This is a genomic window from Acinetobacter haemolyticus CIP 64.3 = MTCC 9819 (assembly GCF_000369065.1).
Lineage (GTDB): Bacteria > Pseudomonadota > Gammaproteobacteria > Pseudomonadales > Moraxellaceae > Acinetobacter > Acinetobacter haemolyticus.
The window spans coordinates 141,263-166,838 of record NZ_KB849802.1 but is presented as its reverse complement, the minus strand read 5'-3'; the positions used below and the strand labels follow the sequence as shown (position 1 = coordinate 166,838).

Genomic DNA, 25,576 nt, shown 5'->3' with positions numbered 1-25,576 from the left:
TATATGAAAAGCGTTTGACAGTCTGTAAAGATTCTCTATAATGCACCTCACAAACGATGAAGACGTTAAGGGCGCTTAGCTCAGTTGGTAGAGCGTCTGCCTTACAAGCAGAATGTCGGCGGTTCGATCCCGTCAGCGCCCACCAAGCCTTTATGTTAAAACTCAAGTGCAGCGGTAGTTCAGTTGGTTAGAATATCGGCCTGTCACGCCGAGGGTCGCGGGTTCGAGCCCCGTCCGCTGCGCCACTTAAGTTTTAATAGTCGTTTGCCATAATTGCAAAATTATCGTGCAGCGGTAGTTCAGTTGGTTAGAATATCGGCCTGTCACGCCGAGGGTCGCGGGTTCGAGCCCCGTCCGCTGCGCCACTTTAAGATTGCAAGAATGGATATACCTTAGGATACAAGACTACTCACTTTGTTTGTCTTGCGTCATAAAAATTGATAGTCAATCAATTTTTATTCCTCAGGGCGCTTAGCTCAGTTGGTAGAGCGTCTGCCTTACAAGCAGAATGTCGGCGGTTCGATCCCGTCAGCGCCCACCATAATTTGTGACATTTACTTCTTTATAGAAGTATCGTAGTGCAGCGGTAGTTCAGTTGGTTAGAATATCGGCCTGTCACGCCGAGGGTCGCGGGTTCGAGCCCCGTCCGCTGCGCCATTCTCTTGATTCTCTGTTCAAGAGGGTGTTAGTTTTAACAAGTATCTTTATACTTGATCTCTGATTCGAGATGCCATTAGAAAAATCAAAGATTTTTCTCTTGCGCTCAGACAAAGCTTCGCTTTGTTTATCCTCGCTCAGGGCGCTTAGCTCAGTTGGTAGAGCGTCTGCCTTACAAGCAGAATGTCGGCGGTTCGATCCCGTCAGCGCCCACCATATCTCCTTAGATACTCCTCCTCAGATCGTTGTAATCAATACTAAATTCTTTTATTATTAGCCTCAATAATGATTCTAATATTGAAGTAATATATGAGAAACCCTTATCAACGTAAGGCTGCGTCGAAATCTCAAACAACGACATCAAACACATCTTCTAAAGACGCTTATCGCCAGTTTATTGAAAATATTATTTTACAACGTCAAGTGATTGCCTTATATCACGATGGTTGGGCATTATGCTCAACGCCTTCTGGACAACATGCCTTAGCTGTTTGGCAAAATAAAAGTTTGGCTAAATTACTCATCAAAGACAATTGGGTGAAATACGATTTGCAAGAAGTTCCTTTGCTGGACTTTGTTGGAAAAATGATCCCTTTTCTAAGAGAAAATAATACAATTCTTTCTTTAGATTTAACCCCTGAAGGAAATAATTTACTGGTAACACCTGACACCTTGTTATTAGATATTAAAAATTTCTTGTATCAAATCTATTTACAGCGTCCTGATATTTTTGCTGAATTAAAGTTACCATTACCTCGTGATATTCGTATACATCAATAGTTTTAAGACTTAGCGATCGCAGCTAGAAATATTGATTGGGTCTTTCCCAATCAATATTCATTAAGTAACCAACCACTTACGTAGGCAAAATATTCCCTTAACCATGCGTTATATCGTGTTTGTAGCGGTGTTGTTGAACCAATCGTTGTGATGTTGCTATAACCTTGTTTTTTCGCAATTGCAGCAGCTCGTAGTGTATGAAAATCACTGGTGACAATCGCGATGGGTTGTTGAAGTGAAATCTTGTGAGCTTGTAATAGGGGTTGGCTATTTTTGAGATTTAATTCAGTACTGGTACTTTTATCTTCCAATATTATTTGTGTTGCTGGAATATGATGTTGTTGCTGTAAATAGAGTGACATCACAATTGCTTCACTTTCTGTTTCACCAAAATCAACACCACCTGTGAGCAATAGTTTAGCATTTGGTTGGGTGAGGGCAATTGGGGCGGCACGATCTAAGCGTTTTGCAAGCGTAGCAGATGGTTGACCATTTTCGATACCACTGCCTAGTACAATGATGGCAGCGACTGAAGTCGGTACTTCTACTTGGCTATTATTCTTATTTAAATAGTTAAAGAAATAGCCTAAGCTAATCAACCATACCCAAAAGCATAGCCAGCCAAACCTCCAAATTGAATGCAGACGAAAATGGTAGAAGAAAAAGCGTTCTAGGTGATAGTAAAAAAATGAATAGAGACAGAAAAAAAGCCCAAGTAATAAAGGTAATACGGTTCCGATATGAATTTTCTTAAGCGCAATGAGCACTGCGCCATCGATTAATAATATAAAACCGATAACCGCAAAAAAAATACGAAGCCAAGAACTTATTTGCATACTCTGAATCGATGTCGATTTAAACTTGCTAAGTGTATGGAAAAAAAGTCGAAAGGCAAATCTTTTCATTCATCAAATAAAAAACGAGTGGTGAACCACTCGTTTTTTACTTTTTAAATAGGACTAATATACATCCCGTCGATAACGTTTGGTTTGTCTTAATTCATCAACAGCGTCTTCACCTAAAATATCGTTTAGGGCCTGATCTACACCAGTGGCCATGCCTTCAATGCTACCACAGACATAAATGACAGCACCTTGCTCAATCCAGTTTTTCAACTCATCTGCATGTTCGCGTAATACGTCTTGAACATATCGACGTTGCTCCTGATCTCTAGAAAAAGCCAGATCGAGACGCTGTAAACTTCCCATGTTTAGCCATGCTTGAATGGTTTCTTCATAGAAGAAATCACATTGATGCTGACGCTCTCCAAAAATCAACCAGTTGGCGGTATAGTTTTGTCGATTGCGTTGCTGTAATAGACTCATCAAACCTGCAATGCCTGTACCGTTGCCAATACAAATAATTGGGCGGTTATCATCAATCAAATGAAATGATTCATTAGTGCGAATACGCAATGCAATGGTTTGTTTTAGTTGAGCAAACTCTGTAAGCCAGCCCGAACCTAATCCGAGTTCGCCATTTGCATCGTACTTTTGACGTACCACAAGTCGTAGTAATTGCTGTGAAGGAATACTGGCGATTGAATATTCACGGGTCGGTAAAGTCGGTAACTGTGCAACTAAAGTTTCGAGATCGTCGATTTGATCAATCTCAATACGTAAATTCTTATTCCATAGTGCTTGTTCAATCGTAAGATTGAGTGATTTAATCTCTGCCTGCGCTGGAATTTGATATTTAATCAAGAAGTTTTGAATCTCAATCAAACTATTTGCAGGTTGGATTTCTGCGATATCACCTGCATGCCATGTTATGTCATAAGGAGCTCTGAGCTCAATATTGTAAGCTGCATTTCCCAAACTGTTCGGGTTTAATAATTTACGTTCAGTTAAAGTCCATTGATCAAAGACTTTTTCAATATTCATTGCATGTAATTCATGCTGAGTCACAACCGACAAAGCCTGATTCCACCGTTGAATATCCTCATTATTGGCATTATCAACTTCGACAAGATCAAACAAAGCTTGGGCTTTGCACTGTTTTAACCATGCATCAACAACATAACCAAAACGACAGTAACTGTCAGGGTATTCTTTTGAACCAAGCGCTAATACAGCATATTTTAGATGAGCAAGATCAAGCGATTGCTGCATGAGTTTTTTACTAAAACTGGTGGCAAGATCAGGGGCTTCACCTGTGCCATATGTGCTCACAACGAATAAAACCTGCTGTGCTTGTTGCAGATCCTGTTCAGTGAGTTGTTGGATTGGTTTAACCGTTGTTGGTTGTTGTGCCTCTTGTAAACTGGTAGCAGTACGCCAAGCCAGTTGTTCTGCCACGCCAGTTTGCGATGCATAGCTAATTAACCATGGGGTTGCATTTGGATCTATTTGTTGGTTGATTAACGTTTGGCGTGCTGATTGAGTGAGTTTTTTCTGCTTTCGTCTCTTAAGATAAAGCATCCAACCTGTCACAAAAAATAACGGCATTGTCAGTGAGGCAAGCATCGCAATAAATTGATAGGTTGATCCAAAGAAGCTTCCTCGGTGGACAGGAAGCATACTGCTCATGATTTTTTCATTAAGCTTTTTATCTTCATAAAGATCTAGTTTTTCAAATTGATGACTTTGATAATTATAGATTGCTTGATTGCGTGCACGTTCGTGCTGTGGAGTTGGATCAATAAAGGTTACTTCAACTTTTTGATCAGCAATTTTAGGGATATGAAGGGTCAAACTTGAGTATTCACGACCAATATTGGTATTCACTCCCGCCCAGGCTTGGGTCAAAATTGTATTCACTTGTTGATCTGATAAATCTGGTTGCTCATGATCATGATTTTGTTGATGACGTTGGGGTTGTTCTACTCCCATGACTTTGAACATACCTGCACGCCACCAGTCATATGACCAATATAGACCTGTACAGGCAAATAGAAGATAGAAAGCAACTACCCACGTACCAACGACTGCATGCAAGTCCCAAATAAAGTTACGACCTTTTAATTTGGGTTTAATGAAAAGCCATTGTTTCAAGCTATGTTTTTTGGGAAAGCGTAAGTAAAGTCCACTGAGTACAAAGAAAATAAGCATCAATGTTGATGCACCAGTGATCTGAGCTCCATATTCACCCGCAGTGAGATTTCGATGCAAGCGTTGAATGAATTGGAAAAATTCTCGCCCTTTTACTTCGGGTAATATTTCTGCGGTATATGGATTGACCATCATGTTATAGCCGCGACGTGCACCTTCTTTTTTGATATTAACAGTAGAGGATGCAGTAGGGTCGGCAGCGATGGTAATACTATTGATTTCGATTTCAGGTTGTTGCTGGTTAAAGTGCTGATAAAGTTGGGCTGGGGTAAGCTTAGGTGTATTGACGACTTCAACGACATAGCTTTCTTGGTTGATCCACTTCAGGATTTGTTGATCGTAGGAGTAAATTGCACCTGTGATTCCCATTAACGAAAGAATTAAGCCCGCAGTAATGCCTAAAAACCAATGGATTTGGAAGAAAACTTTTTTAAACATGGTTGAAAAATGAAAAGATAATGGAATTCATGTAAAAAATTATAACGCAAGAATACGTACATAATGTGGATTTTGTAGGTAATATTGATTTTGATTATCATTTATTTTGGTGCATTGTATCGAAGGAAGTTATGAATGATTCAGCATTAAGTAAGAGAAGACCTAATAATGTGAATAACTAGGCCTTCTCTGAGTCTGTTTGGTGAGATGAGTAAGGATTATTTTTTCCGTTTAGGTCTGTTATTTAAATATTCCTCATAGGCTTCTTCAGCAAAACGTCGTAATGAGTTTCCGATAGCTGCATATTGATATTCATTTAAATTGGCTAGCGAAGCACGTGCAGAGGGATGTAGTACACCAAAACCAGAGCCGGGTAACAATACGACACCAGTTTCATCTGCGATACGGAACAGAAGTTCGGTCGGGTTCTTAGTTTTCATTACCCAGTCTGCAAATTCATCGCCATACAATTCACGTGATGTACTTTCAAGATTAACGAGTGTGTAATAGTTGACTGCATTCAGGTCATGAGTAGACTCAACTCCCAGTTGGCGGTGTAATGCTGCATCGCGTTCGCGAACTACAGATTTAACAGCATTCTTATAATCTTGGCGTGAATCCATCATATTGAATAGTGCAAATAAGACCACTTGTACTTGTTGAGGTGTCGACAGTCCAGCCGTATGGTTTAATGCTACGTTACGGCTGTCCGCAACCATACGGTCAATAAATTTAATGCCACTTGGGTCAGTGGTTAGTGAGGAGTATCTTTCTTCTAACTCTTTCTTATCCTTCTTAGACAGCGTAGCAATTTTTTGGTCAATAATGTTTTGATTGGATAATGCAATTACTCCAAGTCGCCATCCTGTAGCACCAAAATATTTAGAGAATGAATAAACTAAAATCGTATTGTTTGGGCAGATCGCAAATATTGATTTAAATTGATCGGCAAAGGTTCCATAAACATCATCGGTTAGAATAATGAGATCAGGTCGTTTTCGAACAATATCCGCTAATATTGCTAGACCTTCGTCACTCATTTTGACGGATGGCGGGTTGCTTGGATTGACCAAAAAGAAAGCTTTGATCGTTGGATCTTCTAGTTTACGTAGCTCAGCTTCTGGGTATTGCCAACCTTGTTGAGGATCAGCTTCAATCAAAACTTGTTCTAATTGGTAGTCGTTGAGTTTTGGAATCTCTAGATATGGCGTGAAAATTGGTGCTCCAATCGCGATACGGTCGCCTTTATCAATAATTTTATTTTCTTTTAAAGAGTTGAAGATATAAGCCATTGCTGCTGTGCCACCTTCAACAGCAAAAAGGTCTAGACCTTCTTTCGGCATACCTTGTACACCCATTTCACGAAGGATGTATTCTTTGATAATGGTTTCACTTAATCTCAACATTCGATCTGGAACTGGATAATTACATCCTAAAATTCCTTCAACCATTTCCAGTAAAAAAGCATCAGGGTCTAAACCAAGTTGGTCGCGAACATAAGAAATCGCTTTTCCTAAAAACAGCACACCTGCTTTATCTTTATTTTCCATCACAAAATGATCGAATCTAGACTGTAAGCCTACAGGTCGAGGAAAGCCGCCAAGACCTTCGGGCATATACGAAAATGAAAACTCTGATTCAGTCGTTGCAAAAAGACCAAGTTGGAAAAAAGCTCGGCGTGGGATAGTCGCTAGAAAATTAGGATTACCGCGTCCAGCATTTAACATCATTCGATCAGTATGATTTTGTGCTAATTCAATTAAATTATCTTTAAGCTCGAAAGGGCTTAGTTTTGCATATTTTGAGTAATCAGTATTCCCCATGGGAATTTCTCCTTTGTTATCGTAAGTTAGATCAGTGATGAATACATAAACTTATTTAGGCTAGACCGACAATTAATGGCCCAAGCAATGTCAGGAAGACGTTTGCCAATGCATAAGTAATTGCAAATGGAACTGTTGGAATCGAGTTTCCAGCTTTATCGAGAACACCACCAAATGCTGGATTTGCACTTCGGGCGCCTGAGATAGCACCTGCCATGACAGCAACATTGGTATATTTGAGAACATAACGCGCAAAAAACATCGAAAGAATGAGTGGTACCAGCGTAACTACAACACCGATCATGAATAGGGAAAGGCCGCTTTCTTTAATTGTTTGGATGGCTTGCAGACCAGATTGCAGACCAACCGCTGCCACAAAACTAGCCAGTCCCAGATCTTTAAGCAACTGTGAGGCTGCTGCTGGCATATTGCCATGTACTTGATGTCGGCTTCTTAGCCATCCAAAGATTAAACCTGATAATAAAGCACCACCGCCAGCACCAAGCGTAAGTGGAACACCTCCAACACGAACGACGATTAAACCAATTAACAGACCAACGACTAGACCTGCACCATGAAAGATCCAGTCGGTTTTTAGGCTTTCGGGAAGGGCTTGACCACCTTCTTTGATTAAACGTTTAAGGTCACTCTCCGTACCGTAAACAGTGATTCGATCGCCTTGTTTTAGAATGGTCTCATCATTAAGGGGCTGTTGTTCCCCGTTACACTGAATCCCCAATACATAAATGCCATGTTTTAAATCAGAAGGTGTATTGGTTTTAATATCTCCAAGCGAGCGATTGGTGTATTTGGTATTGGTTAGGATAATGTCAGTTGTATCCATGATCATTTCCATACCTTGAGAGGATTGCAGTTCTGTGCCAATTAGATCAGCGACTTGGATGACTGCTGCTCGTCTTCCAACCACAAGGACGATGTCATCCGTTTGTAGTATGGTATCTGGGCGAATGTCAACGAGTTGGTTTTTACGTTTTAAGCGTTCCAAGGTAATCCCAGATACTTTACTTTCTAACTCTGAAACCTTTTGACCATCAATGTGTTCAACCTTGTAGATACGCCCGACAATTTCAGGCATTGCTAGCTCCTGCCCCGGTGCCAGTTCAAAAGCGCCTTTTAATTTTTCAGATTGAGCCTTGAGGGCGTCATCACGGATTTCTCTTCCCATAAATCTAGGTAAAATATTGACACATACGATGATGGCACCCAATGATCCAAAGATATACGTGACTGCATATCCAATCGCAACGTTAGCCTGTAATCGTTGAATTTCTTGTAAGGGTAAATCCAATCGTGATAGGGCATCGCCAGCGGTTCCAATAATTGCTGATTGCGTCATCCCGCCAGCCGCCATTCCTGCGGCTAAACCTTTATCTAAATTGAATAGTTTGGCCATAATCAGAACAGTGATTAGACCTGTGACTGCCATGAAAACAGCCAATAAAATTTCTTTAATCGATTCAGGACCTAAAGATTTGAAAAATTGAGGTCCACTTTCAAAACCAACTGCATATATAAATAATGCAAAGAGGATTGCTTTGACTCCATTGTCTATAGGAACGCCTAAAAGACTTAGTAAAACTGCTACTAAAAGCGAGCCAGCAACACCGCCAAACTGGAATTTGCCAAACTGAAATTGACCAATCCAAAATCCGATTGCTAAAGATAAAAAAAGGAGAATTTCAGGGCTGTGTCTTAACTCATTTTGTATGGTTTCTATCATTGCTTATAACCTTACTATTATTAAATATTTTGTATATCGAATAAAAATGAATGAATTTGATTTCTTTTTTATGTGATTGATAACATACTCTTGATGTTTTATTTTGGCAATTTACTGTTATATCAGAATATTTTGTTGAGTCTTTTACTTGGTTTATATCGTTTTAAAGTTAAGCTGGTGTATTTATTACTGAATCAGGACAAGGATTGAATAGGTAGAGCAGAATTGTTCTAGAAGTGTTCAGAGTTGCTGTATAAAATTTATTACATATATTTTCGTATTGTTACAATTGGGCGCAAAGGATGATTTGATTGCGTGCCCATCAGAAACAAAAAAGGCTAACCAATTGGTTAGCCTTGATATTGATCGTTTAACTTATAAGGTTTTTGGCGCACCCACAGTTTCATTTAAATGTCTGCGAATGGTTTTGAAAGAGAAGTTCTTTGAATCCATTCGTTTAGGTAAAATATAAGCACCTTGTTGCTCATCACCTTTTGGTGTTTTTACTTTGAAGTTAACCAAAATAAAGTCAGGTGAAGCATACCACTCATAGATATCTTTCCAGCCAATGGTTGCTGTACCATCTTGTAAACCTACTTTTTGACGCATTACAAGACCATGCGGTTGTACGCCTAAGCGAATCCCTTTAATTTCTTGTACTGGGAATTCTTTCATTTTACGTTTTACATACCATTCAAGACCAAACTTTTTGGTGAGGTAGTAAAAAGCAACCCCAATAATGACTACCCAGCAAATCACAGTCGAGTAAGTCGAGTAATATTTGATAAGTCCTGCTGCGACTAAAGAAAGCATAACAAGAGAGATCATAATGATCCAAGCTTTGCGGCTAAATTTGTTGCTGCTGCGCCAAATCATAAGTTGAGCTTGACGTTGTTCAACTTCAGAAACTTCATAAGGAACAGGTTGTAGCGTATAAGCGTATAGAGTTTTGGCGGTCATAGTTTAAAAAATGAGTCTAGAACTGAATTAAGTTTAGCATTAATAGAGGGTGTTGACACGATATAAACCCTCATAATCAAAGATATTCTACCAATGTATCAAGTACTATGAAATCCAAAGGATAGTTCAAGGTTAAAGTGACGCAAACTCAGTGCCATCCTCACTTGGTTCATGTCCTAAGCTTTGTTTGAGCATACTCAAACGAGTCAAAATACTGAGCATAAGTGACAGCTGCTGTAAAATAATCAATGACTTTTGGTCGTTTTCATTACTTTCTTTTTGGGTTAAGCGCTGCCTGATGGTTTGTAGCATATTTTGTGCGGAAAGGTCTGGGACTTCATCTCTGAGTAATGCACCTTGAATATCATCCAGCGCTTGATCTAATAGGTCAAGAACTTCTTGGTCCTGTATTTGTTCACGATGTGCACCGAGTGCTGCGATATAACTTAAAAAAGTATGGCTTAGACATAAGAATTCAAAAGCTTGGGCTTTTTGAGTGCTGTCAATATTAGGCTCCGTAGCCAACGTAGAAATTAAAGAAGCAACCTCAGCATCGGTATTATGTGCTGCGCGTCGAACCACTCGATAATTGAGGGCATTGTTGCGACCTTGATGGTATTGGGTGACGACTTCAGCTAAATATTGGCATTGAGCTTGTAAAGCACGTCGAATTGAACGTGGAAGTCTACGGAATTTCCAATCTGGCCAAATAAAGCTGACACCAAACCATGCCAATGCACAGCCGATAATTGTGTCAATAAAACGAGGAAATCCTGCGGCAAATGCTGAACCATCCAAGTTGAAATTAATTAAAGCAAGGATGGTAATAAATGCAGTAGCTTGAGCATATTGTTTACTTCGTAATTCAAAGAACAAAATGCCGCTTAACACTAGCATCACCAGTTGACCTTCGAGTGAAGGAATAAAATAGATAATGGCAAGACCGACGATGATCCCAACCAAAGTACCAATAATCCGTAAATATAACCGACGTTTAGTCGCGTTAAAGTTGGGTTGGCAAACAAACAGTGCTGTCAATAAAATCCAATAGCCATAAGCAATATTGGTCATTTGGATAAAGAGATAGCCAATAAAAAGCACAATTGATAAGCGGACAGCATGGCGAAATAAAACAGACTCAGGCGTAAGATTCTGTTTGATTCGAACAACGATATCCTTCATTCCTTTGAGATCATCATCTTTGAGTTGATGCTCAGGCTGTTGTGCATTATCTAAAACGAGATTTCGTTCGGTTTCTAGGTTTTGTAATTGTGCATCAATCGATTTAAGATTTTGATACAGTGCGAACAGTGCATTGACCCGTACTTGATCATATAGCCCATCTTCACGAAGTTTTTCCAAAGACAATCTTAGATTTTCAAAGCTATGTTTAAAGCGTTTGTTATGCGTGTAGCGAGTACGACTTAAGATGGATTGAGCTAAATCCTGACAAGCCTTACCTTGAATAGATAGAATTCGTTGAAAACGAAATAGGATGTCACTGTGTTGGAAGACTTTGGTCAGCTTTTGATAATCAATATGTGCTGAATCTGCGCGTTCATGAATGTCTTGTGCAACAAAATAGTATTGGAGACTTCTACGTGTATCTTTTTGTCCTCGATCACCTTTGAGTCGGGTTAATAACGCAACGCGTAAGTTGTTGAAAAGTCCAATGAGTTTGCTGTTCTCCATGGACAAATCAATCATACTTTGTTGATAACTGGATGGCGTCATATCTACATCAAATAAGTTTGACTTAGCATAAAGGAAACCGCCTAAAGCATTATAGGACGCAGCAAGTTGATCTTGTAGTTGGCGAACAGGGAACAATAAAAAGCTAATGGTGGAGAGCAAACCATACCAAGCAGCACCAACGACTAAAAGTGCAGGTTGCAGATACCATTCTTCAAATAGATGTACACCCAACATGGTATAGACAGAGATCACCAGACAGCCATAGGCAATCGTTGCATAGCGACGCCCAAGTGAACCTAATAGAATCCATCCGATGCACGAAGCAATTAAGCCAACTGCAAACGCAATTGGATAAGGGAAGAGTAGCTGAACTGAAGCTGCGGTAATAAAGAAACCAATATATGTATAAATCAGGTTCATTAGACGAACTGAAAAGCGATCGTCAATGTCACTGATTGCTGCTGCTACGACACCCAGCGTAAGTGGAATGGTTGCGAGTTGGTAGTCGAGCAAATAAGGAACGAAAGCCGTTCCTGTAAAAGCAATTAACATCCGTACGTTATACATAAACGTGGTGTTATAGGTCGCTTGTTTTAAGCGTTTTGACCCAGAATTCAAGGTTTATCCTTCTTGTATTTTGCAATCAAATTATTCTGCGTGCGCTGAATGTTTATCAATGATTAACAGACAGTATTATTATGCACAAATTCACGTGAGAGTGTTAAGCTTGCACATGAATAAACTTGAATAGTAGAGCATTATGCAGGTAGAGCAAACCAATCAACGTCAATATTCAACAACATGGATTATGTTGCTTGCTTTGTTAACGGCCTTGGGACCTTTATCTATTGATATGTATCTGCCTGCCTTACCCCAGATGGCAGATGAATTTGGGGTAAGTACCCAAATGGTGGCCAATACTCTACCAGCTTACTTTTTAGGGCTTGCCATCGGGCAGCTTTTTTATGGACCGGTCAGTGATCGTATAGGTCGAAAAACACCCTTATATTTTGGGTTGACGCTCTATGTGATTGCCAGTTTAGCCTGTGTTTTAGTTACGAATGAATGGGCGCTGATCATTGCTCGTATCTTTCAGGCGTTGGGGGGCTGTGTTGGCGTCGTGATTGCTAGGGCTGCGATTCGAGATCGATTAGATGTACAAGGTTCAGCACAAGCTTTTTCGAGCATGATGATTGTGATGGGATTGGCACCGATTTTGGCACCGATTTTTGGGGCATGGATTTTAATTTTCTTTCCTTGGCAGTCTATTTTTGTTTGTTTAGCAATGATTGGGGTGATTTGTGGCTTATGTGTACACTTTTTCTTTAAAGAATCACTGCCTGTAGAACGCCGTTTAAAATTATCGACTTATCAAGTAACCACTCTATACGCTGCCATTTTTAAGGATCAAAGCTTTAGACTTCCGATGCTGGCTGGGTGTCTGACTGGCGCAGCACTATTTTGTTATATCAGTTCTGCTTCCGCAGTTTTCATGGGACAGTATGGTTTGTCACAGCAACATTTTTCTTATGCTTTTGCCTTTAATGCTGCGGGTATTATGTTGATGTCTTCATTAAATAAGCATTTGAATACGCGAATGGGGGTATTTCCTCGTTTAGTCCTTGGCGGTTCAATCCAGTGCTTTGGAGCAGTTTGCGTGGTGAGTGCTGGATTGATGGTCAATGCGCCATTGTGGTTTTTAATGTCAGGCTTATTTTTGGTTGTTTCTGGTATAGGTTTGACTGGTCCAAATGCAATGGCATTGGCAATGTCTGAACAAGGTGCTCGTGCAGGTACGGCGAGTGCGATCATGGGGAGCATGCAGTTTGCATGTGGGTTGTTGGGTGGGGTGATACTGAACTTTTTAGTTTGGAAGGCATCACTCAATATGGGGCTGATGATGCTGATGTTTACCAGTCTTGGATTATTGATGATCTTTAAAGTTGGGCGACAACAGCGAGCTTCAGTTTAGAAGGCCATAGATTTCTATAGCCTCTGGAATTGTCCTAAACTTTAATCATTCATCAAGAAACACAGTGAAATTTTCAACTGGCTCACGAGGCGTAATGAAGGTATTCACAATATGTTCGGGGTCGGCATAACCGAGTGCGATAGCACAAACCAGCTCTTCATCGTCTGGGGCACCCAAAATATCTAAAACGATTGGATGAAAATGGTTCCATGCGGCTTGTGGGCAAGTATCCAAGCCACGAGCTTTAGCTGCGACCATGACATTTTGAATCATCATGGAGATATCCATTTTGGCACCAATGCCCATTATTTTATTCACAGTAAAATAAAGACCAACAGGCGCATCGAACAATTGAAAGTTACGCAACTGCTGTGCCGCCATCTTTTCTTTCTCACCTTTTTGGATACCTAATAAACCATAGAGTCCCCAACCATTTTCTCGGCGGCGATCAATAAAAGGTGAAATCCATGTTTCAGGATAATAAGCGAAGGTTTCTTTGTATTGTGATGCAAGCGCAGGATTTTGGAATGATTCAACTTGGGCGGTACAAACACGGTCAATCATTTCCGTACGTTTTTTTCCTGTGATGACATAAACCTTCCAAGGTTGAGTATTTGTACCTGAAGGGGCACGACAGGCAACATCTAGAATATCTTTGATGATTTGTTGCTCAACAGGGCGGTCTAAAAATGCACGTACAGAATGACGAGATCGGATTGCCTCATCCACGTAACGGACTTGTTCCATGTTCATAAAAAATGCCTCTTTATTTTCGAATCTTTCTCATGTGAGGTGACTATAAAGCAATACATGAGATTTGCGGATGATTTTTTGAACATGGTTTATATGTTGAGTGAAAAATAGTCATTACTGCAAAAGACTTGATTATTCTAGTGCGTTTTTTGAACTATGTTATATTTGCATGAAAAAGAATTTTATTTATAACACGATGAAAAAAATAAAATATTTTATAGGTATTCTAAAAAGTGCCGTGGCTCTTCGAATAAAAAAGTACACACAATATCCTAAATTTATGCATAATACGCCCTTTTTAAAAAACCGATTAGACTGTCCTTACTGATTAGGGTGGGGGGAGATTTTCTGTACAAAGCATTTTAATTTTCGAGTTTTATGCTTTGGGAAAACGTGGAAATATACACTGGATAAAGGAGCTTCTTATGAGTTTAACTCTCATCCGCAAGCCGTTCGTAATGCAAAGTTTAGCAATTATTGTTGCTACTCTTATGATGAACACTGCTCACGCGACGAGTGAGCAAGAGCAAATTCAACAACTTCGTGCAGAAGTGAGTGAATTGAGGGCTTTACTAGAACAATATGTTTCACAACCAAAACAAGAAAATGTTGCCTCTCAAGTTGTTGCACAACCTGCATCTGTTACAACACATAATCAAAATATTAAAGTTGTAAATACAGAGCCTGCAAAAAAATCTCCACTCGCGATACATACTGCTTCCGGTGCGCAAGTTAAACTCTATGGTTTTTTGCGTGGTGACGCATCTTATCAAGCAAAGGGTGGTGATGGGATTTTTAACCGCATCAATAAAGTAGATTTGGAAGGCGCTGAAAAAAATAGTGATCGTTTCTATAGCACAGCGACTGTAACGCGACTGGGCCTCGATTTTAAATCGCCAGTTGAAGGCACAGAAGTGGGTGGAAAGTTAGAAGTTGATTTCCGTGGTGGTAGCAATAATGACACGATCCGTATTCGTCATGCTTACTTAACCATGAATGAATGGCTATTTGGTCAAACCACATCGACATTTTTGGCAACTGATTTACAGCCAGAAATGCTTGATTTTAACTCGCCATTAGGAATTGGTACTTATCGTACGCCAATGGTGCGTTACAGTAATAAATTAAATCCAGATATAAGTTATGCCATTGCTTTGGAAAAAGGCAATGATGATAATCGACTACCAGCGCTAAGCTCTAAACTGAAATATGATTTTGCAGAAGGGAAAGGCACGACTTCTGTACGTGCTTTATTGACAGAAGCACGTAGTAAAGTTGCTTTTAACAAAGACAACATGCAAATCAGTCGCAATGATTCAGATTTAGGTTGGGGTGTTGCAGTCGGTGCAAAATATAAACTCACAGATGCATTGCAAGCGATGGTTGACTATTCGCATGTCAAAGGTGACAGTAAATTTTTACTGTATACCAACAATGCTTTTAATGTGAATCCAAATAATATGGGTTTAAATCTGAATGAGTTTGATGCATTGACTGTCGGTACAAGCTATCAAATTACGCCTAAATTGCGTAGTACCTTAGCTTATGGCGCAATGTTTGCAGATGATAGCAATGACTTTGCTAAACAGGCTGTAACAGATGAAACCCAAAATAAGACTTTGCAACAAGGTTGGTGGAACGTCATGTATTCACCTGTCACACCTATTACGTTTGGTCTGGAGTATATCTATGGTGAACGTAAAACCTTTGATGGACAAAAAGGTAAGGATAGCCGTGTAGGAGCAATGGCACGCTATAACTTCTAGCCTACCCTGTAGGTGTAATCATCCGTGAAAATGAATCAACTTGATCGAAGCAACATTCTTACAAAGAACTGTATTGTTTTATTAAGTGGATTGAGTTTTCACTCATTTTGAGAGTTACTATTTCATTGTTTATAAGATGGAAAAAACGTCTAAGAACAAATGAAATAAACGGAAGAAGATATGGAATTTACTTTTAATGGTTTTTATACCTTAATCTCAGCGGTTATCGTTTTGTTATTAGGACGTTTGCTCGTCAACAAAATTGATTTCTTAAAGCGTTATAATATTCCTGAGCCAGTCGCTGGTGGTTTGGTTGCAGCAATACTGTCATTACTGGTCCATTCATTCTTGGGATACAGTATTACCTTTAGTAGTCAGTTACAGACAAGCTTTATGTTGATCTTCTTTGCTTCGATTGGTTTGAGTGCCAATTTTATGAAGCTAAAGGAAGGTGGTATAGGCTTAGTACTCTTCCTTGGCTGTGTCGCAGCTTATATTGTTGTACAAAATGCGGTAGGCATGAGTTTGGCAACCTTATTGGGGGTTGATCCTCTGATTGGACTAATCGCAGGCTCTGTAACCTTAACGGGTGGTCATGGTACGGCGGGTGCGTGGGGTGAGATTTTTGAAACCCAATACGGTATCCAAGGTGCATTGGCATTGGGTATGGCGAGTGCAACTTTTGGTTTGATTATCGGTGGTATTATCGGTGGTCCTTTGGCGAAGTTGCTAATCAACCGTCATAGTTTAGCGCGCGCAAAAACGCCTGCACAGATCGAAGATCGTGATACTCATCCAGATCCACATCCAGAAGATTTAGCACCTTTTGAAAATCCACATCAAGTCCGTTTGATTACTGCTGACAATGCGATTACCACATTAGGTATGTTTGCTGCTTGTCTTGCATTTGCAGAGTTTATGACGGGATACAGCAAAGGCACATGGTTTGAATTACCAACCTTCGTTTGGGCCTTAGGCGGCGGTGTTATCCTACGTAATATTTTAGAAAGTGTGTTGAAGGTCGATATTTTTGATCGCGCAATTGATGTATTTGGTAATGCATCACTTTCTTTATACTTAGCAATGGCATTGTTATCTCTCAAGTTGTGGCAATTGGCTGACTTGGCTGGTCCATTGGTGATCATTCTAACGGCGCAAACTTTAGTGATGGCATTGTATGCAGCATTTATTACCTTCCGGATCATGGGTAAAAACTATGATGCTGCGGTATTGGCTGCGGGTCATTGTGGTTTTGGTATGGGGGCAACACCAACTGCGGTTGCAAACATGCAAGCCATTACCAATATGTATGGACCATCACATAAAGCATTCTTAATTGTTCCATTATGTGGTGCTTTCTTTGTCGATTTAATTAATGCAACTGTAATTCAAGTGATCTTGAAATTCTTTGCCTAAGTCGGATCAAAAGCCCCAAATGGGGCTTTTTTGATTCATCCATTGTTAATCGTCTATGTTGATATTTACATAGCACATGCAAAAGCGAATAAGTGATGAATGAACAATTAAATGCCACACTCATGTCGTGGGTACAATACTTGAATGATCCGCTGTGGAATTTCTTGGTTATTTTACTCGTTGCAGTTGGTTTGTTTTATACCTTGATCACAGGTGCAGTACAGTTACGCCTCTTTTTACACAGTATTCGTGTGATGAAAGGAAGTCGCAAAGAAGGCAAGGATGATCATGGTATTACTCCTTTCCAAGCCTTTGTGACAGGTTTGGCTAGTCGTGTTGGGGTAGGGAATGTTGCAGGGGTTGCGATCGCGATTGCGATTGGTGGGCCTGGAGCTGTATTTTGGATGTGGCTGACTGCATTTCTAGGGATGAGTTCGGCATTTGTTGAATCATCATTAGCCCAGTTATTTAAAGTCCGTGATCATCAAAATAAACAATTCCGCGGTGGACCTGCTTACTATATTACCCAAGGTTTAAAACAAAAATGGCTTGGCGTGGTATTCGCGCTTTCACTCATTCTTGCTTATGGTTTTGTTTTCAATGCGGTGCAAGCAAATGCAATTATCGGCGCAACTTCACACGCTTGGGGTTGGGATAAAGCAAATCTCATTATGGGATTAGGTGGACTCGATTTAGAAGTTTCATGGCTTGGAATCGTGCTGGTTATTATGACAGCATTGGTCATCTTTGGTGGTATCAAACGTATTGCTAAAGTTGCTGAAAAAATTGTTCCTTTTATGGCGCTACTTTATATTTTAGTTGCGTTATACATTGCGATGATTAATTTCCCAATGTTGCCTGAAATTTTCAAATTGATTTTCACCAAAGCATTTGAATTTGAAGCGGCAGCAGGCGGTTTCTTTGGTGCAATGATTTCTATGGCAATGATGATGGGAATCAAACGTGGTTTATTCTCAAATGAAGCAGGTATGGGTTCTGCGCCGAATGCCGCAGCAGCATCAGATGTTAAACATCCTGTAAATCAAGGCTTGGTACAAATGCTGGGGGTATTTGTTGATACGTTCGTGGTTTGTTCGTGTACAGCTATTATTATCATGGTTTCAGGTTTGTATCATGAGGCAGGGTTTGAAGGTGTGACCTTAACTCAAAAAGCCTTAGAGAGTCAGATCGGAAGTTGGGGCGGTGGTTTCCTAGCGGTGCTGTTGTTCTTATTTGCGTTTAGTTCGATTATTGGTAACTATGCTTACGCAGAAAGTAACGTGCAATTTATCAATAACAATCCAACAATCATGTTCATTTTCCGAGTATTGGTGTTGGTCATGGTGTACTTTGGTGCAATCACCAGCGTTCCATTAGTTTGGTCAATGGCCGATTTATCTATGGGATTAATGGCAACCATTAACTTGATTGCAATTTTATTACTCACGCCAATCTTATTGATTTTATTAAAAGATTACCTCTCTCAGCTTAAAAAGGGTGTTAAGGAGCCTGAGTTTAAGTTGGATCAATATCCAGAATTGAAGAAAAAAGTCGATTCGGATATTTGGTAATGTTCTAAGTCGTAAAGCTCCTTTCGAGGAGCTTTTTTATGCCGTTTTGCTGTCAAAATACAAAAAATTGCTACAGTATTTTCACAATTGAGTCGTTAAAATTTGCTCGAAAATTGCGTGGAAATGGCCCAGATTGCGTATGAAACAGCTTGGATTATGGATGTTAGTTATACCGATGATGACTTTGGTTGGTTGTCAAACAACTGCACATATATCCCCAGTTGTGGAAGACGCTCGAACACGTGTTGTAGAACAACCCTTCGCTAAAATTAAACAACAAAAACGCCCTGTCGTCGCATTGGTTTTAGGCAGTGGTGGTGCACGAGGTTATGCACATATTGGTGTGATTGAGGTGTTAGAGCAACATGGCATTCGTCCTGATTTAATCGTAGGAACCAGTGCCGGAAGTATTGTAGGTTCAATCTATGCCAGTGGAAAAAGTGCAGCTGAGTTACGTGAGATTGCACTCAAGTTAAAAGCCAATGATGTACGTGATGTGAGTGTGAGTTTAAAAGGTTTCTTCGATGGGAAAAAGGTTGAGGATTATGTCAATGAGCAAGTCCAAAATACACCATTACAGCGCCTTAAGATCCCGATGTATGTGGTCGCAACTGAACTCAAAGAAGGAACTAAAACTGTCTTTAATTATGGCAACACTGGGCAGGCGGTACGTGCTTCGGCTTCGATTCCAAGTATGTTTGTTCCGATCAAAATTGGTCACAACGAATATGTTGATGGCGGTTTGGTAAGTCCTGTACCGGTTCAAGTTGCACGAGATTTGGGGGCAGATATTGTCATTGCGGTGGATATTCTGGCGCAACCCGTCCATACAGAAACGACCAATGTTTGGGGGCTGTTTAACCAAAATATCAATATCATGCAGGGACGATTAGCAGAAGAAGAACTTAAATACGCGGATATTGTGATTCAACCAGACCTACGTGAGAAAGTTCATATTTTTGATGTGAAAGGACGTGAAATCACCATGCAAGCTGGCGTTGATGCTGCGCAAAGTAAACTTGCAGATATTCAGCTGGCAATTCAAACCAAGCGTTATTCAAAAGAACGCGTGAATGCGCTATTGCCTTAATCAAGGATGATGGGGGTTAAAACAAGATCGAAAGATTTTCCGAAAATGATTAAAACAATAAAAAAAATGCCTGATAAAACGCTATGAAAATAATGAAAAAACAGGTAAATAACTACATTAGCAATCCATCAGACTGATTTAAGTTTGAGGTTATAGCATACAACCATCCGTCTATTGCAGCACCACAAGGATAGTTCAGTACGATGTTTAAATCTTTTTTCCCAAATCCACTTTATTTTTTTGCTTCATTGTTACTGTGGGTCATCATTAACATGTTGTTATGGTATTCAGGTGGAAAAGAATGGGGGACATATCTTGGCTTTTCAGCGGGATATCATGAGGCAGCTTTACCCATTGATGTGAGCCGTTTTTGGTCTCCAACATTTCTATGGTTCTACCTTTGGTTTTTTGCGGCAACAGCATTATTTGCGATTTTTTGGCGATTTTTCTCCGACAATAAATGGCAGCGTTGGTCAGTCTGGGGGTCGGCATTTATTTTGTTTAATATCTGGTTTGGGGTACAAGTCAGTGTCGTGATTAATGCGTGGTATAACCCATTTTATAATCTCATCCAAACCATGTTATCTAGTGGTGGTGGCAATGTACAAGAACTCTATTCAGGTGTCATGACCTTCCTATATATAGCGATGGTCTATGTGACTTTTGCTGTGTTTAACTTGTTCTTTGTGAGCCATTATGTTTTTCGTTGGCGTACAGCGATGAATGATTTTTATACCTCACATTGGGAGCGATTAAGACATATTGAGGGGGCTTCACAGCGTATTCAAGAGGATACGATGCGTTTTGCGAAGACGACGGAAACACTTGGGGTTAATCTCGTCGAAGCACTTTTAACCTTGATTGCTTTTTTACCGATCTTGGTACAATTATCTGTACATGTAAAAGAGTTACCTATTGTTGGGGAAATTCCACATGCACTTATGATTGCTGCAATTGGTTGGGCCGTGTTGGGTACAGTTGTATTGATGGTTGTTGGTTATAAGTTGCCGGGTTTAGAGTTTAATAATCAAAAAGTAGAGGCGGCCTTCCGTAAAGAATTAGTTTATGGGGAAGATCAGCATGATCGGGCACAACCACAAACACTTAAACAGCTTTTTTCCAAAGTACGTCAAAATTATTTTCGTTTATATTTTCATTATGCCTACTTTAATTTAGTGCGTATTTGGTATTTGCAGTTAGATAATATTTATGGACTCTTTATTTTGTTTCCATCGATTGCTGCGGGTGCAATTACCTTAGGATTGATGATGCAGATCTTAAATGTCTTTAATCAGGTACGTAGTTCATTCCAATATTTGATTAGTTCATGGCCAACGATTATTGAGTTAATGTCGATTCATAAACGTCTCAAGGCTTTTGAGTCTACATTAGAGAAATAAAGAGTAAATCTGATAGTGAAGACCTGTATTGATGAAATACAGGTCTTTTTTATGAGAATTTATAGGAAGCAAACACCTAATCCTGCACCCAATACCATGACCCATAAAGGATGTATCTTCTTAAATAAGCCCAGTATTGCGGTTAAAATTACAATCAAAACGAGCAAGAAATTTTGTACAGATGCATCGGCAATCAGCCATGCGCTGACCAACACCAAACCGACTGTAATTGGTCTTAGTGCTTGTTCAAAGCGTGCTCTCAGAGGATGATCTTTAAAACGTTGCCAAAACTTCAGTGCATAGATGGTTAAGACAGAAGATGGACCAAACTTGGCAATCGAGGTCGCAAGTAGTCCTGCTGGTCCTGCAACATGCCAACCCACCAAAGGGACAATCATCATATTGGGACCGGGGGCTGCCTGCGCCATCGCAAATAAGGAGCTGAATTGCTCTGCTGTCATCCATTGATGTACAGTGACAACTTGATGCTGCATTTCTGGCAAGATCGCATTTCCTCCACCAAAAGCGACGATAGAAAGCTGAGTAAATACCATTGCAAGCGTAAGCAATATCATGATTTTTTCACTCCTAAGATCAACATATTCATTACCACTAAAAGGATCAGGGTGAGGATTAATGGCAGTTTGATCCAAAGCATAAAAACTGCGGTCAGCACAATCGTGATCAGGGTGAGATAACTTTTTAAAATAGGCTGCAGCATGCGTAAACCTGTTGCAAAAAGTAAACCTGCAGCGGCAGCGGCTAAACCTTGGATTAAATGCTTGACGCTCGATAAATGCTGGAAATGCACGTAAGTTTGATAAATCAGCAAGACAATCACTGTTGGAGCAGAAATCAGACCTAATAATGCACTGATCGCCCCTTTAACACCTTGAAACTCCATTCCAATCGCAACGGCCATGTTAATGATATTGCCGCCGGGTAAGATCTGACAGATCCCAAGTAGGTCGGTAAATTTGTTAAGGTCAATCCATTTTTGCTCTTCAACGATCACCCTTTGCGCCAGTGGTAAGACTCCGCCAAATCCCATTAAGCCCAGTCTCATAAATCCCATAAATAGCGCTTTACAATCTGGGGTACTTGATTGTGTTAGATTCGCTACGGATATGACTTGAGCTTTCATTGGGGATTATCCTCATCAATCTGACTCATGATAGGATGGTGGAATAGTGGTATATTTACAAATGCTTTATTTTTCCTTATCTATACTTTCAAGGTATGTATGATTGATATTCATAAACTCAAGGCATTTATTGCTGTGGTGGAGGAAAGTAATATTTCCAAGGCCGCTGTTCGTTTGCATATTCAGCAACCGCCATTGACGCGACTTATCAAAAGTTTAGAGAAAGATTTAGATACGGTATTGCTTAAACGTCTACCTCGCGGTGTGGAGGTAACTGAAGCGGGTAAAGCCTTATATCAAGAAGCAATCACGATTTTGGATCATGCTGATTCTATCCCCCAAAGAGTACGCAATATTGCACAAGGAAAGGAGGGGCAGATTAATATTGGATTTACTCATTCTGTAGGACTACATCCTTTTTTACCTGCGCTATTACGCCAGTATCGGGAGCGATTTTCTGCTGTGGCGATTCATTTAGAAGAAGACAGCAGTAGCTCTTTGGTAGATGCTGTGATCAACGAAAAATTAGATATCGCCTTTTTACGTAAACCTGCCCCTATTCATGCTGATTTGCATAGTTTTTATGTGCTCGATGAACCACTCATCGTGGCTTTGCCGAGTAATCATCCTTTGGCAGAGGAACAGGGGACAATTCGGTTGTCTGATTTAGAGGCTTATGAGTTTGTGTTATATCGCCGTTTAGGTGGACAAGACTTGTTTGATAATATTTTGGCAAATTGTTATCAAGCTGGTTTTAGTCCCAATATCGTGCAGGAAGCACCACGTTTAACGTCAAGTCTGAATTTGATTGCAGCAGGGATTGGGCTTTCGATTGTTCCAGCATCGATTCAAGGTTTTTGGAATAAGCAGATTGTGTATCGTCCGCTTGCAGCGGATCAACCCAGTATTGCCCCTATATATGCGATATACCGAGCTAAGCAAAAGAGTGTACGCATAGAGCATTTTGTTGATCTACTTAAAATGAGGTAGTTGGTCAATGAAAAAAATATGACGCAATATACCAAGAGATTTAAACTATAGTTAATTTTTAAAAATAACCTTATACCTTAGAGAAATACCATAATGAAAAATATATTTTCCGTATGTTGTCTGTTCACGATCAGCTCTTTTGCAGTCGCGCAGGAGATGAAAGGGGTTTCATTTTCACATCAAGATTGGGAAATCTATTGTAGTAATACTGGGACATGTCGTGCTGCAGGTTATCAAGCTTTAGATGGAAGTGAAAACCCTGCATCGATTTTATTAACGCGCCATGCAGGGGCGAAGCAAGTTGTAAATGCCGAATATGCATTGTCGCTTTATGATGAAAGTCCTATTGCAGCCAATCGACTCCGAAATATTCATTTTTATGTCAATGGAAAAGACTTAGGGCCAGTCGGTGTTAATGCTAAGGAAGCACCTTTGATGGGGAAATTATCTACCCAACAAGTGAATGCCTTATTACAACAGTCTAAACAGAAAAATGAGATTGTATTTAAAAACTCAGCTTTCCAATGGCGAATTTCTGATGCAGGAATGACGGCTACATTATTAAAAATGGATGACTTTCAGAAACGTGTTGGCACAGTCGGCGCACTGGTTAAAAAGGGCAAAGCAGATGAGTCAAAGGTGTTGGCAGCTCGTCCTAAAATCTTAGTGAAACATGTTAAAACCGCTGCAAAGCCTTACCTAGTTCTGCAACCTAAAAATAAGCAATTTCAGTCGCTTTACTCACAATTAATGACTGCATCATTTTCGGCGAGAGATGAGCATTTTTGTGACGGTGTATATGACTATACCAGTGGTGGTGCAAAACCTCAGCCGATAGCACTTTATAAATTGAGTAATAAAAAAGTATTGGCAATGAGTCTGTGTTGGCGTGCAGCCTATAACGAGGGTTATGGTGCATGGGTATTGGATGAATCCTTAAAGGGTAAAGCGACGTTTGTGACTGAAGCTGCATCATATTTTAATGAAGGTGTAATTAGCAGTGCACAAAAAGGTCGAGGGATTGGGGATTGCTGGTCGAGTTCGGAATGGGTGTGGGATGGTCAAAAGTTTGTCCAAACCAAAGATATGTGGACAGGTATGTGTAAGGGATTAGCCGCTGGTGGGGTATGGGAGTTAGATTTGATCGAAGCTGTTGTGAAATGATACCTACCGTTACACAGTCACACTGATGAGCATACTATGGCTATGGTACAAAGAAGCTGATTGCTTTTTGGAACTTGTGCTTATGTCTCGTGTTTATATTTCTCTCCTTGGTAAATTTTCTCGTTTAAGTCGTTCTGTGTTGATGGCTGTGGCTGTTTTGGGTACAACGCAAGTGGCGATGGCAGGGCCAACCGTCGATCAACTCAGTGATTGTTTAGTGAAAGCCACTACAGCAGCGGATAAAACCACGGTATTGCAATGGACATTTACGGCTTTAGCTGCACATCCCGATTTAAAGGGTTTTAGTAGTGTCACGCCTGAGCAAAAGAATCAGCTGGATCAGAAATTGGCACAAGTTTTACAGCGTGTGATTGTGGAGCAGTGTTCGACACAGACTAAGGCTGTGATTCAGGCTGAGGGGATTCAAGCGGTTGGTGAGGCTTTTCAGCAGTTAGGTCAGAGTGCGGGTGAGGATATTGTGAAAGATCCAGCGGTTCGACAGCAATTGCAAGGGACGTTGCGTTATATTGATTTAAATAAATTGGTCACGACTTTTTTAACGCCTGATATTTGGAATAAGTTGGGTGTTACAAGATAAAAAATCTACTTAATACTCTAAAATTTTCTTAGGAAAAGTAGACTTAATCTCCTAAATTTAAGTTTTAACTCTACTTAATAGATAATACTAAACAACAGCCCTTCTTTTAAAAAGAGAACTGTTGTTTAGATGATTTTTATTCATTACTTTTTAATGTAATTTCATTGATGTTTTTTACTTTGTAATCGCTATAGTCTTTTTTCGAAAAAATGCATAAATTTCTGGAACATATTTGTAGGTAGTACTTATCCTTCGTCTTATCAATTATGATAATTTGTTGTGAATTTATTAGATCTTTTTTAGATTTATTCACTCCCTTTTGTTCAATATCTACCAAGGTGGATAATATGATAATAAAAATTGGGAGGGAAAAACTTAATGTTAAATAGTGTAGTATAGCTGATTTTTCAAATGATTTTAATATCTCATCTATATGGTTCTTTTTAGCAAAATATAAGGTGTTTTCTGATAAATGGGCAGAGTAAAACTTGAAGTGCGACATAAACCACCTAATTAATTTAAAGGGTTTATGGAGTATATAAAATTGTCATACCATCATCTTAACTTT

The 25,576-nt window shown here is 39.9% G+C and carries 19 protein-coding genes and 6 tRNA genes; 16 read left to right on the top strand and 9 right to left on the bottom strand.

Going from position 1 to position 25,576, the window contains the following annotated elements; all coding sequences use genetic code 11:
• Positions 1-69: 69 nt before the first annotated feature.
• The 7 genes from F927_RS07470 to F927_RS07440 all read left to right on the top strand — a co-directional run bounded on the left by F927_RS07470 (position 70) and on the right by F927_RS07440 (position 1,437).
• Positions 70-145: transfer RNA gene (locus F927_RS07470), tRNA-Val, on the top strand.
• Between the two features lie 23 nt (positions 146-168).
• A tRNA-Asp gene (locus F927_RS07465) sits at positions 169-245 on the top strand.
• A gap of 43 nt (positions 246-288) precedes the next feature.
• Positions 289-365 (top strand) — tRNA-Asp (locus tag F927_RS07460).
• Between the two features lie 100 nt (positions 366-465).
• Positions 466-541, top strand: a tRNA-Val gene (locus tag F927_RS07455).
• 39 nt (positions 542-580) lie between these two features.
• Positions 581-657: transfer RNA gene (locus tag F927_RS07450), tRNA-Asp, on the top strand.
• Positions 658-797: 140 nt separating this feature from the next.
• A tRNA-Val gene (locus F927_RS07445) sits at positions 798-873 on the top strand.
• A 93-nt stretch (positions 874-966) separates the two neighbouring features.
• Entirely contained in the window at positions 967-1,437 is a 471-nt protein-coding gene (locus F927_RS07440; RefSeq protein ID WP_004640608.1) for a DUF2750 domain-containing protein, read from the top strand.
• A 50-nt stretch (positions 1,438-1,487) separates the two neighbouring features.
• Here F927_RS07440 and F927_RS07435 read toward each other — a convergent pair whose 3' ends face one another.
• The 6 genes from F927_RS07435 to yccS all read right to left on the bottom strand — a co-directional run bounded on the left by F927_RS07435 (position 1,488) and on the right by yccS (position 11,762).
• Positions 1,488-2,273, bottom strand: coding sequence for a YdcF family protein (locus F927_RS07435; protein ID WP_005083187.1), 786 nt, complete (start codon positions 2,271-2,273; stop codon positions 1,488-1,490).
• Positions 2,274-2,396: 123 nt separating this feature from the next.
• Entirely contained in the window at positions 2,397-4,925 is a 2,529-nt protein-coding gene (locus F927_RS07430; RefSeq protein WP_005083186.1) for a PepSY domain-containing protein, read from the bottom strand.
• 218 nt (positions 4,926-5,143) lie between these two features.
• On the bottom strand, positions 5,144-6,748 hold the full coding sequence (locus F927_RS07425) for a bifunctional aspartate transaminase/aspartate 4-decarboxylase (protein ID WP_005083182.1): 1,605 nt from the start codon (positions 6,746-6,748) through the stop codon (positions 5,144-5,146).
• A gap of 55 nt (positions 6,749-6,803) precedes the next feature.
• A complete protein-coding gene (gene aspT, locus F927_RS07420; RefSeq protein ID WP_005083181.1) occupies positions 6,804-8,489 on the bottom strand; it encodes an aspartate-alanine antiporter in 1,686 nt (561 codons plus the stop codon).
• Positions 8,490-8,864: 375 nt separating this feature from the next.
• Entirely contained in the window at positions 8,865-9,449 is a 585-nt protein-coding gene (locus F927_RS07415; RefSeq protein ID WP_005083180.1) for a YcxB family protein, read from the bottom strand.
• A 132-nt stretch (positions 9,450-9,581) separates the two neighbouring features.
• Positions 9,582-11,762 (bottom strand): YccS family putative transporter, encoded by a 2,181-nt coding sequence (gene yccS, locus F927_RS07410; protein WP_005083179.1) that lies wholly within the window; start codon positions 11,760-11,762, stop codon positions 9,582-9,584.
• Positions 11,763-11,904: 142 nt separating this feature from the next.
• On the opposite strand from yccS, the gene F927_RS07405 reads away from it, so the two are divergent.
• Complete coding sequence (locus tag F927_RS07405) at positions 11,905-13,116, top strand: multidrug effflux MFS transporter (protein ID WP_005083178.1); 1,212 nt, start codon at positions 11,905-11,907, stop codon at positions 13,114-13,116.
• A 45-nt stretch (positions 13,117-13,161) separates the two neighbouring features.
• On the opposite strand, the gene F927_RS07400 is transcribed toward F927_RS07405, so the two are convergent.
• Positions 13,162-13,869 carry a nitroreductase gene (locus F927_RS07400; RefSeq protein ID WP_005083177.1) on the bottom strand — a complete coding sequence of 236 codons (708 nt, stop codon included), beginning with the start codon at positions 13,867-13,869 and terminating at the stop codon, positions 13,162-13,164.
• 425 nt (positions 13,870-14,294) lie between these two features.
• On the opposite strand from F927_RS07400, the gene F927_RS07395 reads away from it, so the two are divergent.
• From F927_RS07395 to sbmA, 5 genes are all read left to right on the top strand, one after another.
• On the top strand, positions 14,295-15,635 hold the full coding sequence (locus F927_RS07395; RefSeq protein ID WP_005083166.1) for a DcaP family trimeric outer membrane transporter: 1,341 nt from the start codon (positions 14,295-14,297) through the stop codon (positions 15,633-15,635).
• Between the two features lie 180 nt (positions 15,636-15,815).
• Positions 15,816-17,051: a sodium/glutamate symporter gene (gene gltS / locus F927_RS07390; RefSeq protein WP_005083164.1), complete on the top strand. Its 1,236-nt coding sequence runs from the start codon at positions 15,816-15,818 to the stop codon at positions 17,049-17,051.
• A gap of 95 nt (positions 17,052-17,146) precedes the next feature.
• Positions 17,147-18,622: an alanine/glycine:cation symporter family protein gene (locus F927_RS07385; protein WP_005083162.1), complete on the top strand. Its 1,476-nt coding sequence runs from the start codon at positions 17,147-17,149 to the stop codon at positions 18,620-18,622.
• 139 nt (positions 18,623-18,761) lie between these two features.
• Positions 18,762-19,712: a patatin-like phospholipase family protein gene (locus F927_RS07380; protein ID WP_205680142.1), complete on the top strand. Its 951-nt coding sequence runs from the start codon at positions 18,762-18,764 to the stop codon at positions 19,710-19,712.
• Positions 19,713-19,915: 203 nt separating this feature from the next.
• On the top strand, positions 19,916-21,112 hold the full coding sequence (gene sbmA, locus F927_RS07375; protein WP_005083158.1) for a peptide antibiotic transporter SbmA: 1,197 nt from the start codon (positions 19,916-19,918) through the stop codon (positions 21,110-21,112).
• Positions 21,113-21,171: 59 nt separating this feature from the next.
• On the opposite strand, the gene F927_RS07370 is transcribed toward sbmA, so the two are convergent.
• The gene (locus F927_RS07370) at positions 21,172-21,687 is read right to left on the bottom strand and encodes a chromate transporter (protein ID WP_005083157.1); all 516 of its coding nucleotides are present in this window, start codon (positions 21,685-21,687) and stop codon (positions 21,172-21,174) included.
• Positions 21,684-22,256 (bottom strand): chromate transporter, encoded by a 573-nt coding sequence (locus F927_RS07365; RefSeq protein ID WP_005083155.1) that lies wholly within the window; start codon positions 22,254-22,256, stop codon positions 21,684-21,686. The genes F927_RS07370 and F927_RS07365 overlap by 4 nt, the downstream gene beginning before the upstream one ends.
• Before the next feature lie 99 nt (positions 22,257-22,355).
• On the opposite strand from F927_RS07365, the gene F927_RS07360 reads away from it, so the two are divergent.
• The 3 genes from F927_RS07360 (at position 22,356) to F927_RS07350 (ending at position 25,008) form a co-directional block, all read left to right on the top strand.
• Entirely contained in the window at positions 22,356-23,246 is an 891-nt protein-coding gene (locus F927_RS07360) for a LysR family transcriptional regulator (RefSeq protein ID WP_005083153.1), read from the top strand.
• Positions 23,247-23,339: 93 nt separating this feature from the next.
• Positions 23,340-24,410 carry a DUF1176 domain-containing protein gene (locus F927_RS07355; protein WP_005083151.1) on the top strand — a complete coding sequence of 357 codons (1,071 nt, stop codon included), beginning with the start codon at positions 23,340-23,342 and terminating at the stop codon, positions 24,408-24,410.
• Positions 24,411-24,492: 82 nt separating this feature from the next.
• The gene (locus F927_RS07350) at positions 24,493-25,008 is read left to right on the top strand and encodes a hypothetical protein (RefSeq protein WP_005083149.1); all 516 of its coding nucleotides are present in this window, start codon (positions 24,493-24,495) and stop codon (positions 25,006-25,008) included.
• Positions 25,009-25,576: the final 568 nt, after the last annotated feature.

Excerpts from the sequence above, each read along its gene's own strand:
- F927_RS07440 (WP_004640608.1), top strand. The coding sequence starts at position 967 with ATGAGAAACCCTTATCAACGTAAGGCTGCGTCGAAATCTCAAACAACG.
- F927_RS07435 (WP_005083187.1), bottom strand. The coding sequence starts at position 2,273 with ATGCAAATAAGTTCTTGGCTTCGTATTTTTTTTGCGGTTATCGGTTTT.
- F927_RS07430 (WP_005083186.1), bottom strand. The coding sequence starts at position 4,925 with ATGTTTAAAAAAGTTTTCTTCCAAATCCATTGGTTTTTAGGCATTACT.
- F927_RS07425 (WP_005083182.1), bottom strand. The coding sequence starts at position 6,748 with ATGGGGAATACTGATTACTCAAAATATGCAAAACTAAGCCCTTTCGAG.
- aspT (WP_005083181.1), bottom strand. The coding sequence starts at position 8,489 with ATGATAGAAACCATACAAAATGAGTTAAGACACAGCCCTGAAATTCTC.
- F927_RS07415 (WP_005083180.1), bottom strand. The coding sequence starts at position 9,449 with ATGACCGCCAAAACTCTATACGCTTATACGCTACAACCTGTTCCTTAT.
- F927_RS07405 (WP_005083178.1), top strand. The coding sequence starts at position 11,905 with ATGCAGGTAGAGCAAACCAATCAACGTCAATATTCAACAACATGGATT.
- F927_RS07400 (WP_005083177.1), bottom strand. The coding sequence starts at position 13,869 with ATGAACATGGAACAAGTCCGTTACGTGGATGAGGCAATCCGATCTCGT.
- F927_RS07395 (WP_005083166.1), top strand. The coding sequence starts at position 14,295 with ATGAGTTTAACTCTCATCCGCAAGCCGTTCGTAATGCAAAGTTTAGCA.
- gltS (WP_005083164.1), top strand. The coding sequence starts at position 15,816 with ATGGAATTTACTTTTAATGGTTTTTATACCTTAATCTCAGCGGTTATC.
- F927_RS07385 (WP_005083162.1), top strand. The coding sequence starts at position 17,147 with ATGAATGAACAATTAAATGCCACACTCATGTCGTGGGTACAATACTTG.
- F927_RS07380 (WP_205680142.1), top strand. The coding sequence starts at position 18,762 with ATGAAACAGCTTGGATTATGGATGTTAGTTATACCGATGATGACTTTG.
- sbmA (WP_005083158.1), top strand. The coding sequence starts at position 19,916 with ATGTTTAAATCTTTTTTCCCAAATCCACTTTATTTTTTTGCTTCATTG.
- F927_RS07370 (WP_005083157.1), bottom strand. The coding sequence starts at position 21,687 with ATGATATTGCTTACGCTTGCAATGGTATTTACTCAGCTTTCTATCGTC.
- F927_RS07365 (WP_005083155.1), bottom strand. The coding sequence starts at position 22,256 with ATGAAAGCTCAAGTCATATCCGTAGCGAATCTAACACAATCAAGTACC.
- F927_RS07360 (WP_005083153.1), top strand. The coding sequence starts at position 22,356 with ATGATTGATATTCATAAACTCAAGGCATTTATTGCTGTGGTGGAGGAA.
- F927_RS07355 (WP_005083151.1), top strand. The coding sequence starts at position 23,340 with ATGAAAAATATATTTTCCGTATGTTGTCTGTTCACGATCAGCTCTTTT.
- F927_RS07350 (WP_005083149.1), top strand. The coding sequence starts at position 24,493 with ATGTCTCGTGTTTATATTTCTCTCCTTGGTAAATTTTCTCGTTTAAGT.